At 52.6% G+C, this 13,817-nt stretch carries 13 protein-coding genes; 4 read left to right on the top strand and 9 right to left on the bottom strand.

The genetic code is table 11. The features are described 5' to 3' along the window. The 5 genes from QW71_RS13715 to QW71_RS13735 all read right to left on the bottom strand — a co-directional run. A partial coding sequence (locus tag QW71_RS13715) for a DEAD/DEAH box helicase (protein ID WP_039298859.1) occupies nucleotides 1–605 on the bottom strand: 605 nt, incomplete at its 3' end. Next, complete coding sequence (locus QW71_RS13720; RefSeq protein WP_039298862.1) at nucleotides 602–1,921, bottom strand: ATP-binding protein; 1,320 nt, start codon at nucleotides 1,919–1,921, stop codon at nucleotides 602–604. The genes QW71_RS13720 and QW71_RS13715, both read right to left, overlap by 4 nt. Nucleotides 1,922–1,929: 8 nt before the next feature. After that, nucleotides 1,930–3,561 carry a TerB N-terminal domain-containing protein gene (locus QW71_RS37975; RefSeq protein ID WP_052770016.1) on the bottom strand — a complete coding sequence of 544 codons (1,632 nt, stop codon included), beginning with the start codon at nucleotides 3,559–3,561 and terminating at the stop codon, nucleotides 1,930–1,932. Nucleotides 3,562–4,087: 526 nt separating this feature from the next. Further along, nucleotides 4,088–5,299, bottom strand: coding sequence for an MFS transporter (locus QW71_RS13730; RefSeq protein ID WP_039299274.1), 1,212 nt, complete (start codon nucleotides 5,297–5,299; stop codon nucleotides 4,088–4,090). 82 nt (nucleotides 5,300–5,381) lie between these two features. Beyond that, nucleotides 5,382–6,149 carry a DUF1836 domain-containing protein gene (locus tag QW71_RS13735; protein ID WP_039298865.1) on the bottom strand — a complete coding sequence of 256 codons (768 nt, stop codon included), beginning with the start codon at nucleotides 6,147–6,149 and terminating at the stop codon, nucleotides 5,382–5,384. A gap of 115 nt (nucleotides 6,150–6,264) precedes the next feature. Between QW71_RS13735 and QW71_RS13740 the strand changes: the two genes are divergently transcribed. Further along, nucleotides 6,265–7,587, top strand: a complete 1,323-nt coding sequence (locus QW71_RS13740) for a hemolysin family protein (protein WP_039298868.1) — start codon at nucleotides 6,265–6,267, stop codon at nucleotides 7,585–7,587. Nucleotides 7,588–7,694: 107 nt separating this feature from the next. On the opposite strand, the gene QW71_RS13745 is transcribed toward QW71_RS13740, so the two are convergent. Genes QW71_RS13745 through QW71_RS13755 form a run of 3 tightly spaced genes read right to left on the bottom strand, consistent with a single transcriptional unit; the run spans nucleotide 7,695 to nucleotide 9,069 of the window. Next, on the bottom strand, nucleotides 7,695–8,213 hold the full coding sequence (locus QW71_RS13745) for a GNAT family N-acetyltransferase (RefSeq protein ID WP_083442545.1): 519 nt from the start codon (nucleotides 8,211–8,213) through the stop codon (nucleotides 7,695–7,697). Nucleotides 8,214–8,229: 16 nt separating this feature from the next. Further along, nucleotides 8,230–8,652, bottom strand: a complete 423-nt coding sequence (locus QW71_RS13750) for a GNAT family N-acetyltransferase (RefSeq protein ID WP_039298871.1) — start codon at nucleotides 8,650–8,652, stop codon at nucleotides 8,230–8,232. A 57-nt stretch (nucleotides 8,653–8,709) separates the two neighbouring features. Next, the gene (locus QW71_RS13755) at nucleotides 8,710–9,069 is read right to left on the bottom strand and encodes a VOC family protein (RefSeq protein WP_039298874.1); all 360 of its coding nucleotides are present in this window, start codon (nucleotides 9,067–9,069) and stop codon (nucleotides 8,710–8,712) included. 150 nt (nucleotides 9,070–9,219) lie between these two features. Here QW71_RS13755 and QW71_RS13760 point away from each other — a divergent pair, with 150 nt between their 5' ends. Next, nucleotides 9,220–10,566 (top strand): TrkH family potassium uptake protein, encoded by a 1,347-nt coding sequence (locus tag QW71_RS13760; RefSeq protein WP_039298877.1) that lies wholly within the window; start codon nucleotides 9,220–9,222, stop codon nucleotides 10,564–10,566. Between the two features lie 133 nt (nucleotides 10,567–10,699). Here QW71_RS13760 and QW71_RS13765 read toward each other — a convergent pair whose 3' ends face one another. Then, nucleotides 10,700–10,981: a hypothetical protein gene (locus QW71_RS13765; protein WP_039298880.1), complete on the bottom strand. Its 282-nt coding sequence runs from the start codon at nucleotides 10,979–10,981 to the stop codon at nucleotides 10,700–10,702. A gap of 166 nt (nucleotides 10,982–11,147) precedes the next feature. On the opposite strand from QW71_RS13765, the gene QW71_RS13770 reads away from it, so the two are divergent. Together QW71_RS13770 and QW71_RS13775 are read left to right on the top strand one after the other, a co-directional pair. Further along, nucleotides 11,148–12,386, top strand: a complete 1,239-nt coding sequence (locus tag QW71_RS13770; RefSeq protein WP_039298884.1) for an aminopeptidase — start codon at nucleotides 11,148–11,150, stop codon at nucleotides 12,384–12,386. 52 nt (nucleotides 12,387–12,438) lie between these two features. After that, nucleotides 12,439–13,668 (top strand): aminopeptidase, encoded by a 1,230-nt coding sequence (locus tag QW71_RS13775; protein WP_039298887.1) that lies wholly within the window; start codon nucleotides 12,439–12,441, stop codon nucleotides 13,666–13,668. Nucleotides 13,669–13,817 lie beyond the last annotated feature (149 nt).

The following is a 13,817-nucleotide window of genomic DNA, read 5'->3' on the forward strand; positions in this document are numbered from 1 at the left end:
GTGACGGAAGCGTAGTCGCTCAGCGTTGCGGACAGACCCCCCCGCCGCGGATGACAACCGGCCATCCGCGAGATCCGGGCCAGCTGGCTCAGCACCTGAATGCCGCGGTCCGCCCCCATGAAGGCATGCACTTCATCGATTACGATGAAGCGCAGATCATGGAATAGCGCCGGGATGGCATTCGGGCGGTTCATCAGCAGGCCTTCCAGTGATTCCGGTGTAATCTGCAGCACCCCGGATGGGTTCTGCATCAGCTTCGTCTTATCCGCCTGCGGCACATCGCCATGCCAGTGCCAGACCGGGATATTCCCTTCCCGGAGCAGGTCATTTAACCGTGTGAACTGATCGTTGATCAGCGCCTTTAGCGGAGCGATATACAGAATACCTACAGAAGCGGACGGACGCTCATACAGCTCCGTAAGCGCGGGAAAAAAAGCCGCCTCTGTCTTGCCCGAAGCGGTCCCGGAAGCGATAAGCAGATGATGCGGTGTGTCAAACAGCACCCGGCACGCATCTACCTGGGCCTCACGCAGCGTATCCCAGCGGTTCTTATAGATGAATTCTTTAATGAACGGAGCCAGCCGGTAGAACGGGTTATCACTCATAGGTCAAACTCCGCCAGGAATCCGTCCAGTTCATTCTGTCCGGTCTCGGCAGGCCGCTGAGTCCGCTCCCCGACCAGCTTCTCGAACGACATTTCCGGATGCTGGTTCAGCGTATGCAGCAGATCCATGAAGTCGCGCACGACCTCACGCGCGGTAAGCAGCTCCTCTGCACCCAGCCGGTTCACAGCCTCTTCCATGAAATGCACCAGCTGCTCCTGCGTCAGTCTGGCTTCATACCCGTAGTGCAGCGCGTGAATGTCCCGCAGCTTCTGCAGCAGAATCAGAATCTCCTCATGGGAGAGCATGTCCAGGGCAATGATCGGCCCGGTGAAGTTGTTCAGTCCGGCACCGGCATACCGCCCGGCTACCAGCCTGGAACGGAGTGCCTCATAGCTGAATAAGCCGCGCCGGTGGTCTTCAACGAACTGCGGTGTGCCGCCGACGAAGATCCCCAGCCGTTCTGCCTTGCCCTGCATCGTATCGTTGAACATGGTCAGCAGCTTCTCATAATTGCTCTGGCGGGAGATGCTGTTGGTTATCTTGTAGAGGTTGACTCCCTCATCGATGAACAGCAGCAACCCCTTATAGCCGATGGCCCCGGTGAATTCCGCCCATAGCTTCATATAATCATACCAGTTGTCGTCATCGATAATGACGCCCACCCCCAGCGCCTTGCGCGCTTCCGTGCGGGTCGCGAACTCGCCGCGCAGCCAGCGCAGCGAATCCTGCTTCAGTGCGTCATCGGCCAGCTTATGCCCGTTCCAGTAAGAGGCCAGCACCTTCGCGAAGTCGAAGCCATGCACAAGCCCGCGCATCTCGGAGGCTACCGCATAGATCCGCTGCTCCACTTCTTCACCAAGCTCCAGCGCATCCGGCCCATAGCCCTTCTCTTGCATGACGGCCTGCTGCAGAGACATAATCCACTTCTGCAGCATAATCTCCAGTGCCCCGCCATCGGGGCGCGTCCGGGTCGACAGATGGCTCATCAGCTCGCGGTAGGTGGCAAGCCCCTGCCCCTTCGTACCGACAAGCCGCCGCTCCGGCGACAAGTCCGCATCCGCGACCACGAAGTCCCGGTCCATCGCGTAATTGCGGATAATCTGCAGCAGGAAGCTTTTGCCGCTGCCGAATTTGCCCGTAATCAGCTTGAAGGCGGCTCCGCCCTCGGCGATATTATCCATATCGCGGAGGATGGCTTCAACCTCCGGCCGGCGGCCGACGGCAATATATTCAAGACCGATACGCGGCACAACTCCCGCTGTCAGCGAGTTGACGAGCGCGGTGGTCATCCGCTTCGGTATTTTGAGTGGGTTCATTCCTGATTTCACCTCTTTATATAGTGCAGCATGGATATAAATTCTTCGGTCAGCTCTTCACCGTCGATGACGAGATCCCCCAGACTATCCATAGCAAGTTCATTAATCTCATCGAACAGCAGCTCTGCCATGGTCCCGCCGCCCGCTGCCAGCCGGTTCACCTTCACCAGGCCGTCATCCTCCGCCAGCGCAAGCAACACATCCCGCTGCAGCAGACTCAGTTCAGAAGCGAAGGACGTCCAGCTGTCCGCTTCGCCATCAATAATTGGCAGCGGATAATCTGCTTGTCCTTGCACAGCAGGTTCTTCAACAATAATGTCCAGCTTCTCTTCGTCACTTTCTCTAACCGCTGGCTCCTCTGACCTGGAACCAGCGGCAACCGCGACACTTCCCGGTTCATCTTCATCCACTCCCTCTATGCCCCAATCCGTTTCATCATCCTTCTCCAGCGCTTCCTCCACCGTGAGCAGCGAACGCACCACCTCGGAGTCATTCTTCAGCTGTTCCAGCTTCCGCTGATCAATCACAACTGCCGGACCCTTCTCCTCCTGCTCCGCCTTGCGGAATTCACGCTGCAGGAACTTGGTCACCAAGTCCTCCATGTCGGCATCAACTTTGACATCCTTGAGCCGTCCGCGATAACCCATAAGCGCCCGCAGTTTATTCTCGGTCAGCCGGAATAAGCGTGTAATCAGGCTGCGCAGCGGAGGCGATTTGCTGATTCGTACGACAGGTATAAGAACAGAGTAGCCATAGAGTGAGATATCATATACTGCGCTGCGGAACAAATACCGCTCACGGACAACCGGCGGACCGGGCGGGAACATCGTGATCAGATTCGAGCCGTGCTTCCGCGCGACATACGTATCAATTAGTGCCACTACTTGGGGGATGTACTTTTCCGCAGCAGCTTTTCCTTCACCTGTATAGAATTTCGATTTGCTGATATCATAATCCGACATCACACTCAGCACCTCGATGCTAAGCTGCTCCGGGGTAGCAGACAGGCAGCGGACAAGCTCAAGCTCAGCCAGATCCCCGGCAAGCCCGCGTGTACGGATGACAATCTCCGAGAGCGGGATATCCAGCTTATGCACGAATGAGAAATCTGCAATCCATCCGCCAAGGTATTGATCCAGACGTTTATACTTGTCACGGTAGGCTTCCCAGAGCAAGCCGAGCTGACGGCATCCATCCTGCGGCTCATCCCAGCCTACACCGTTAATCAGCTCATATATATGCAGAAAGATATAGGAGAGGTCGGTCTTCGGGTATCTACCTTGCCGGACTTCATCCCGCCAGAAGAAATACCACCGGCTCTGCGCACCTGTCATATGGCCGTAAGTCGGCCAATAGCTTTTGAACGGAACAAATAAAGCCGCAGGCTCCTTATGATCCGCAAGCTCCCGGGCCCGCTGGACAAACTGGCTCTCCGTAGTGGTTACCGGCTCCTGTGTCTCTTCCATATCCCATAGCTGGAGCTGTACTGTATCATATTGGGACGTTTTCTTCTTGCCCGGACCTTCCGGAGGCTTCGGTATAACCGCTTCTGCAGAACTGCGCGGCGGAATTGCCATATTCTGCTCCGTGCTCTCCCAGACCAGCTCCGTGAAATGCAGGCCCTGCCTGTCTTTAGCCATACTTACCCGCTCCATTAGTGTGCCATAATAATTTTTACCATTATACCATATGCGTTATGACGGTGATGCAGCGGTCTCCAGTCCTGTACTGAACCCCCACCAGTCCGCATGCGAAATAAAGAGTAAGACTCCCTGAATTCCCCAAGCAATAGTCAGAAACAGCTTCTCTGCACTCTAAGGGATGGCAACCGCCGTTTCGGCAGGCGTAAACATACCCATTCTGGCGTATATTTCAAAAAAGACCTTGAGAGACTGGCTCCTCAAGATCCTAGATTAGAGTGTCTGTCACTGCACATTGCCGGACAATGAGAACGTTCGTTTGTGTCTTCCTTAAGAATATACTATATTCCCCCTGTGGGCTGCAATAGCGGAGGCTTCCCTCCACCCGCATAGCGGGTGGTTTTTGGGTGGTTTTTTGTATCGCGCGGTTTCACGCACTCAACTGGCTAAAGCCATAACAAAGGCCAGCCGGAACTTTCGGCTGGCCTGATTGGAGTATAACTCCTGATGATTTTTCAAATTATGCTTAGAGCAGCTCTGTACCCTTCGTTTCCTTCCCCAGGAACAGCACGGCCAGCGCCCCAATGATAATCGTTACGAAGAACAGCATGAAGATCGTGCTGATCGCAACCGAATTGCCCACCATCACGCCGACCAGTGTAGGTGCAATAATACCCCCGATACGTCCGAAAGAGGTTGCCAGTCCGGCACCAGTCGAACGGATGGTAGTGGGATATAGCTCCGGTGTATAAGCATACATCCCGCCCCATGCCCCCAGGTTGAAGAAGGACAGGCAGATCCCTGCGGCCATCAGCATGCCTTCGGTTGTGGAATTCCCGAACCAGGCGGCGCTGACCGCTGTCAGCAGCAGATAGATGACGAGCACGAACTTCCGGCCAAATTTCTCGATGAAATAAGCGGCGGTGAAATATCCCGGAAGCTGAGCGAGCGTCATGATCAGCACATACTCGAAGCTTTTGACCAGACTGAAGCCCTTAAGCACCATAACTGTCGGCAGCCACAAGAACATGCCATAGTAGGAGAAAACAACCGTAAACCACAGAATCCACAGCATAATCGTCGAACGGCGGTATTCCGCAGACCAGACTGCCGTAATCCGGTTCCGCAGGGATACCGGAGCCTTCTTGATCTCGGCGAATTTCGGCGAGTCATCAATCGCCTTACGCAGGTAGAGCGCATAGAGCGCCGGGACTGCACCAATCGCGAAGGCAATCCGCCAGCCGTAATCCGGAATAACGAAATAAGCGATCAGCGCGGACAGAATCCAGCCCAACGCCCAGAAGCTCTCCAGCAGCACGACGGCCCGTCCTCTTTCTTTGACCGGCATGCTCTCGGACACCAGTGTCGAGGCAACCGGCAATTCACCGCCCAGCCCGAAGCCGGCAATGAAGCGCAGCACACACAGCATTACGTACCCTGCGGCGAATGCCGACAGGCCGCTTGCTATGGAGAAGATCAGCAGCGTCCACAGCAGTACGGATTTGCGGCCGAACCGGTCCGCGAGAATCCCGGCCGCAGCCGCTCCCACCGCCATACCCACCGAGTTAATACTGGTTAAATATCCGATCTTCTCCGGTCCCAGCGACCATTCCTTGGCCAGCGCAGCCACCACAAAAGATATCATCCCCACATCCATCGCGTCGAACATCCAGCTGAGTCCTGCACTGAAGAGCAGTTTTCTTTGCTTCGGATTCTGCAGCAGCGACATTTGATTCATCATAACAAGCACCCTCTTCCCTGATTCCCGCTAAGTCTCGGAGTAAGACTAGTTTCACTTACACATTCTAGAATCGGACGGTTCAAAAATCAAGGAATAACACCGCATTGAAATATTGCCGGGCCATCGCCTGAAAATAACAGGTCTGAACCGATATGGCGGCGATCAGGAGCATATTCTGCACGGCATCCCGCTGTGATCTGGTCAGATGGCTGAGCCGCTTCATCATTCCGTCCATCGCCGATTTGAGCGCACTGTCGGATTTCAGTAAATACTCTTTAGGGTTACCAGGCTGAGCCTGCCCCTGCACCGGCATCGGGGAGCGGGTCTTAATCTCCTCGAACAGCTCTGCATACCCGTGATACAGCTGTGCCGGCTCGATCAGGTCGTCATCATCATGCTCAGGCGCCAGGAACAGCATACGGAAGAGCTGGCGGATGCTCTCGAAATCGAGTGCAGCCTTGAGATCATCAATTATAAATAGAAGCGCAGCCTGATTAATGGAATACTTCTTCCCTTCACGCGGCGCCCCGAGATATTCCTTGAAGTCACGCTTTACCCAGTTCTGCATAGCCGTAACAGATAATGTGGAATACTCAATCAGACTGCCGAGCGAGGCGATTTCACCAAGGGATAACCCTTTGATACCGCTGCCTTTGATCAGTTTCTGCAGAATCGGGGGAATGTCCGTAGAGAGAAAAGCCGGCAGTGACGTCCCCTCCCGCACCTCTTCCCGGTGGAATTTGGTCCAGGCTTCCTGAAGAATATGGAGCGGCTTCCGCTCCGAGTTTTGGCTTAGAGACAGTAATAGTCCGGACATCTCTATCCGGCTAAGTGTAAATGCTTCCATAGATGGCAACCCTCCACCATTTGATATTTCATTGAAAAGTTCGTACAATAGGTTCATATGAACTCATAATATGAGTATAACCTATTTTAGGAACGAAAGGGATGGTAAAGATTATATGGGTATAGGACTTAGTTTGACGCTCGTGGCAATTTTGATTATTTTAACCGCATTTTTTGTAGCAACGGAGTTTGCAGTAGTGAGATTAAGAGGTAGTCAGGTCAGTCAAATGGTGCTCGACGGGAAGAAGAACGCGCTGGCAGTACAGCGGGTATCCGCCAACCTCGATGGTTATTTGTCCGCTTGTCAGCTTGGGATCACCATTACTGCACTCGGGATCGGGGCATTGGCAGAGCCTGCATTTGAGCAGCTGCTGATTCCATTGTTTGACCTGACGAACCTGAGCCACAGCGTTAGTGAGCCTATTGCTTTTGCACTGGCCTTCATTATCGCCACATTCCTGCATGTCGTTGTCGGTGAACTTGCACCGAAGACGGCCGCTATAAACATTCCGGAGAAAATCGGTCAGATTACCGCACCGCTGATTATTTGGTTCTACAGAGTATTGTACCCTTTGATTTGGATCATGAACGGTTCCGCCAACCTGCTCGTCCGTATGTTCGGAATGAAGCCGGCCAGTGAACATGGCGATGCCCACAGTGAAGACGAGATCCGCCTGATCTTGTCCGAGAGCTATGAGAGCGGCAAAATCAACAAAGCGGAGTACGGTTATGTGAACCGGATCTTCACCTTTGATGAAATGCTGGCCAAAGAAATCATGGTTCCCCGGACAGATATGGTATGTCTGTTCATCGACCATTCGCTGCTGGAGAATATCGCTATTATCCGCAAGGAGCAGTATACGCGTTTCCCTGTAGCAGACGGCAGCAAAGACAATATCATCGGTATGATTAATACCAAGCAGCTGTACCTGCAATATGACAACAACCCTGATTTTGATTTCAAAAGCCTGATTCTGCCGATTCTAACCGTATCGGAAGTAACGCCGGTGAAGACGCTGCTGACCCGTATGCAGAAGGAGCGCGTGCATATCGCCCTGCTGCTGGATGAATACGGCGGAACCTCCGGCCTCATTACGATTGAAGACATCCTGGAAGAGATTGTCGGTGAGATCCGCGACGAATTCGACGGGGACGAACGCAGAAATGTAGAGAAGCTGAGCGAGACACATTATCTGTTTGACGGCAATGTGTCTCTGCTGGAGATCAAAGATCTTACAGGTCTTGATTTCCACGACGACGAAGTGACTACGATCGGCGGATGGCTGTACAGTCACCTGGAAGAGCCGGTTGTCGGCAAAAGCCATGTGTATGAGCATGTCACTCTGACTGTGCGTGAGATGAACCGCCACCGTATCCGTAAGGTTGAGATCAAGATTGATCTTCCGGTCACCGAAGATTCCGCAGTACACAGCGACTAAAGCGGATAGATAAGCTGCAGTAATACAGAAAGGCGCTTCCCCAGGGAACCTTTCTTGCATATTTTGGTGAGTACTAAAGTAATCACGCCTATAATTAACACCATTAACTATATAGAGGCGGGGTTAAATATTTTACTCATATAATATTCGTCTACCCATTCCCCATCCACCAGCAGCGACTTTTTCTTCACGCCTTCAATCTCAAAACCATACCTCGTATACAGCGCAACAGCCCGCTCATTATGCTTCATTACCGTAAGCTCCAGACGCACAATACCGCTCCGGTTCGCCCACAAGTCCATCTCATGGAACAATGCGCTGCCGATTCCCATGCCCTGATATTGCTTCAGGATGCCGATGACTATATAGGCACTGTGTTTATTGCGGCTGACGCTTCCTCCCCTGACCGACAGGTATCCCGCCAGTTCACCGTCTGCTTCGGCTCCGATCAGGATAGAAGTTTGAGCATTCCCGAAGCTTGCGATCATTTCTTCCACCTGCGGAATTCCGGTCTGCCTCTCTCCGGGTGCAAGCAGCATGTACGAAGTTTCCTGATCCAGCCGGTGCTGCAGACTTAAGAGTGCGGCGGCGTCTTCAGGAATCAGTTCCCTAAGTATGATATCCATTTCATTCCTCCTGCATTTAGACCGGTATGTATTTTTTGAAAAGCTTGCTTCCCTCTCCGTCGTACCCCAGACGCTCGTAGAAGCGGTGGGCATCCGTGCGGCAGCTCTTACTGGACAGCATCACCTTAAGGGCACCTCTGGCCGCTGCTGCCTCTTCTGCGAATTGCATCAGTGAGGCCCCTATTCCCTTGCCGCGCAGCTGCGGGGCAGTTACAACCCCGAACGGGCGGTCACCGCTAAGCGCATCCATGCACAAGTGCAGATGTAACGTACCCGCTACCTCCCCGTCTTCTACGTATACGATCAGCAGGCTGTCCGGATTACTGGCAATTTGGCTGATTCTTTGCGGCGATACTTGGATATCCGTGTGTTCCGGCAGCAGAATCCGGTACAGCTTCTCTAAGCCGGAGGCATCCTCCGGTGTGGCTTCTCTTATCATTCGAATACTCCCTGTATTATAATTAACTACGTTAATTAATATAGTTAATGCGATTAATTAATTGGTTAAACGGCAAATCATCAGCACATTCCCGTCCGGATCTTTGAAATTAAACCAGTGATCATGTTCAATATCTGTGAGTATCTCTGCTCCGCTGGCTTTGACATAATCATAGGCAGCATCGATGTCGTCGGTAAGCAGATGGAAGGAAGGCACCTTCAGCACAGCCTCAGCTGTAAAAATTCTGCTGTCGAGCACGATTCCCGGACCCTGCATCGGCACGTCATACAGATGCCCGAACAAAATTTCACCGTCAAGCGGCAGTCCAAGCAAGCTGCAATACCAGTTTTTGGACCTTTCAATATCACTAACCGGGATGAAGACAGCGCCAACCTGATTCCGTATGGGACTTGTCACAGCAAGTAGAGCCTCCTCTAAAAGTACAGTAGTAGGTAGAGCCTTTAATCATTTCGATAAAATATGTCAATTTCCTGCCTCTTTGGTGACGGGAATATAAGTTATGCTATAATCTTGTCAGATCCTATCCAGATGTCAGGAGAATGAGACTTGGCTAACCTATCCTTTGGGTATCTCAGGCTGACGCCGCCCAAAATACTATCACTGGGCTTTGCAATACTAATCGCGGCCGGCACCCTGCTTCTGTGTCTCCCTGCTGCTTCTACCGGCGGAAGAATCTCTTTCATTGATGCACTGTTCATGGCAACCTCAGCGACCTGTGTAACCGGACTTGCTGTCATTGACACAGGAACGCAGCTGACGGCTTTTGGACAGATTGTACTGCTGGTGCTGTTCCAGTTCGGCGGTCTCGGGTTCGTTACGATGGCGACGCTGATCACGCTGGTGCTGAACAAGCGAATCTCACTGAAGGAGCGTCTGCTGCTGCAGGAATCCATGAATCAGAATTCCATGCAGGGAATTGTGAAGCTGATCCGCCGGGTGCTGATCTACTCGCTGGTGATTCAGCTGACTGGGGCCGTTCTGCTGGCCGCGAGATTTATGATGGACATGCCTTTTGGCAAAGCAGCGTATTACGGAGTATTCCATAGCATATCCATCTTCAACAACGCCGGATTTGATCTGTTCGGGGATGTTCACGGGCCCTTCAGCGGTTTAACCCGCTATGTCGAAGATCCGATTGTGAACATTACCTCCATGCTGCTGATCTTCCTCGGCGGTATCGGCTTTATTGTATTATCTGATGTAATCGACTTTCCGAAACGTAAGCGGCTGACTCTCCATTCCAAGGTAGTCCTTGCCACTTCTGCTGCACTCATTGTGATCGGCGCGGCTATTTTCTTCTGGCTGGAGCTGAATTCCACGCTGAAGCCGCTGCATGCCGGAGGCAAGATTATGGCTTCCTTCCTGCAGGCGATTACGCCACGCTCCGGTGGAGTGACGACGATTGAGATCCCGCTGCTGCGTGAATCCACGCAATTCCTGATGATTCTGCTGATGTTTATCGGGGCAGCTCCCGGCTCCACCGGCGGCGGAATTAAGATTACCACCTTTGCAATTCTGGCCAGCACAGCCTACGCCAAGCTCCGGGGCAAAGAGGATATCGTAATGTTCCGCCACCGGATCTCGAAGGAGAATGTCTACAGGGCGATTACCATGACCCTGCTGTCACTGATGCTGGTGGTCATCTCAACCATGCTGCTGTCCGTGACGGAGAGTGCGGATTTTCTGACCGTGCTGTTCGAGGCAGTCTCCGCTTTCGGTACTTCCGGTATAACAATGGGACTGACTACAGAGCTGACAACAATCGGCAAGGTGCTGGTGATCATTCTTATGTTTGTCGGCCGGACAGGACCGCTTACACTTGCTTATGCACTCAAACCGAAGAACAGTAAGGAACTCTACCGGTACCCTGAAGGCAATATTACCATCGGTTAAACTCTGCGTTACCTGTGAAATGTGAAATGCGACCCTGTTCGGCAAGGTTATCCTGCCGGAACGGAGTCGCATTTTTTAATAACAGCTTGTACATAGAAAGGCTATTGTATGACAAGGCTATCCGGGAAAGGTTCTAAGCTTCTTCTTCCGGAATCTCCTGAGTGTCGAGTGCCGCATCCAGCAGCTGATTGTATACATCATCATCATTCTCCAGCAGGGCATCCACCTCCAGGAACTGCTCTTCACTTCCCGGTTCACCGGCGAAGCTCAGGCTGTAATCCCATTCGGTTCCCCGTGAACTGAAGAAAGTGATCTCATAAGGGGAGCTGTGATTCTCCAGTGTAAACACCGTTCTCCCGACAAAGCTTCTATCCTCTACGCGTTTCATTTCTGCTTTGGTGATTTCTAGGTTCATACTCTTTCCTTCCTTTCATCTGATCATGCCCACAATATTCAGTATAACATTGATATGTAAGCAATTCCTTTCCTTTTGCGCTGTAATTGACTTTTTTCATCCGGCGGTTAATAATTTAGTACAATGCTTATTCCGAGCTAAAATTATGGTAATGGAGGAAATCGCAATGACTCAAACAGAGCTTCAATCCAAGCTAAGTAAATATGCTGATTTGGCTGTGCAGATTGGTGTAAATGTTCAGCCGGGACAAATCCTGGTCGTGAACGCTCCGATTTCCGCAGCCGAGTTCGTCCACCTGATTACCGCCAAAGCATATGCCATCGGTGCAAGCCAGGTCAAGGTTAACTGGAGTGACGAGTTCATTACGCGCCAGCAGTTCGAGCATGCTGCACCGGAAGTGTTCACCAAGGCTCCAACCTGGTACGCGGGTGAAGTGACCGAATTCGCCGAGAACGGCGCTGCATTTCTGAACGTTATTGCCGAGAATCCGGACGCGCTCAAAGGCATTGATCCTGAGCGGATTGCCAACTTCCAGAAGACCCGGGGGGCTGCACTTACGAAATACCGCGAAATGCAGATGTCCGATAAAGTCAGCTGGAGCATTGTAGCCATCCCGTCCCAGCCCTGGGCAGACAAGGTATTCCCTGACGTGCCTGAAGAAGAGCGCGTAGATAAACTCTGGGAGGCAATCTTCCACACCGTACGCCTGGACCGCGAAGACCCTGTAGCCGCCTGGCAGGAGCATCTGGATACGCTGGAGCAGAAAGCGGATGTTCTCAATGCAAAGAAATACAAATGCCTGCATTACATAGCACCTGGAACCGACCTTAGTATTGAGCTGCCTGAAGGCCATCTATGGGCGCAGGGCGACAGCATCAATGCTAAAGGTCATTCTTTTGTCGCCAACATGCCAACTGAAGAAGTGTTCACGGCTCCGAAGAAAACCGGCGTTAACGGCACTGTCAGAAGCACGAAGCCGCTCAGCTACGGCGGAAATATTATTGACGGCTTCTCGATTACCTTTGAACAGGGCCGGATTATCAGCGTGAGCGCCGAGCAAGGCCAGGAAGCCCTGGAATATCTGATCAGTCTGGATGAAGGCGCCAAGTATCTGGGTGAAGTCGCACTCGTGCCGCACAACTCGCCGATCTCCGACTCCAACATCCTTTACTTCAACACCTTGTTTGACGAGAATGCGTCCAACCATCTGGCGATCGGTACTGCATATGCCTTCTGCCTCGAAGGCGGCAAAGAAATGAACCAGGATGAGCTGATCGCCCATGGTCTCAACACCAGCGTAACCCATGTCGATTTCATGATCGGCTCAGCAGAGATGGATATTTATGGTATTACTGCTGACGGTACACGTGAGCCTGTATTCCTGAAGGGCAACTGGGCATTCTAATGCCTTTTCCACTCCATATACAAAATAGAATATAGTGAAAGGAGCTGAAATCATGCCGGATTTCAAGCAAAAGCTCGAAAATTACGCCCTGCTCGCTGTAAAGATCGGAGTCAACATTCAGCCCGGTCAAACGCTTGTAGTCAATGCGGATATCGTCTCCGCAGAGCTGGTACGGCTCATTGTACGCCAAGCCTATGAAGCAGGAGCGAAGCTGGTAAAGGTTAATTATACCGATGAGTTCGTCACACGGACACGTTATGATCTTGCTCCATCCGAGAGCTTCCTCGAGCCGCCCAAGTGGCAGGCGGATGAACTGGAGGATCTCGCACGTAATGGCGCTGCGTTCCTGACCATTATCTCGGCTAATCCGGACTTGCTGAGCGGGGTAGAACCAAGCCGGATCTCTGATAACCAGAAGACTGCCGGCCAGGCCATGGCTCCTTACCGGGAGATGATGATGGCTAACCATATCAGCTGGAGCGGCCTCGCCTTCCCTTCTCCATCATGGGCAGCCAAGGTATTCCCGGACGCTGCGCCTGAGCAGCAGATTGAACTGCTATGGGATGCAATTTTCAAAGCTGTGCGCGCAGATCAGGAGAACCCCGTTGCAGCCTGGAGCAGCCATCTAGGCGGCCTCAAGCAGCGCTGCGATCTGCTGAACGCCAAGAAGTACCGCAAGCTTCATTACACAGCACCGGGCACCGATCTGACGATCGAGCTGCCTGAAGGCCATATCTGGTGTCAGGCCGGTGCGGTGAACAGCCGCGGTATGTCCTTCCTGGCCAACATTCCGACCGAGGAAGTGTTTACGGCCCCGCTGAAGACCGGTGCGAACGGCAAGGTCAGCAGCACCAAGCCGCTTAGCTACGGCGGCAACATTATTGACCGTTTCACCTTGACCCTGGAGAACGGCAAGGTCACAGACTTTACCGCAGAGGTCGGCCAGGAGGCCTTGGCTTCCCTGCTGGCTATGGATGAAGGCGCGGCCTACTTCGGCGAAGTGGCCTTGGTGCCTTTCCACTCTCCGATCTCGGAGAGCGGCATTCTCTACTACACCACGCTGTATGACGAGAATGCTTCCTGTCACCTTGCGCTGGGTGCTGCTTATGCTTTCACGCTGCAGGATGGCATCAATATGACCAAGGAACAGCTCGTTGAAAGAGGCATGAACCAGAGCCTGACACATGTAGACTTTATGATGGGTTCCCCGGAGATGAGCATCGACGGAATTACCGATGACGGATCTGTTGACCCGATCTTCCGTAACGGAGATTGGGCTTAAGCTATTGCCTGTGGATTGTGGTTTTGAAGTCAAGTGAAATATGACCCCGCCGTTCCCCTTATGGGAGAATGGCGGGGTCTTTTATATAAGAAAGCTATAGCGTTCTTCTCAAGTTGCTGTGTTACTTATGGCAGCAATAGCTCAAAACA

The sequence above is a fragment of the Paenibacillus sp. IHB B 3415 genome (assembly GCF_000802655.2).
In the GTDB taxonomy this organism is placed as follows: Bacteria; Bacillota; Bacilli; order Paenibacillales; family Paenibacillaceae; genus Paenibacillus_AQ; species Paenibacillus_AQ phytohabitans.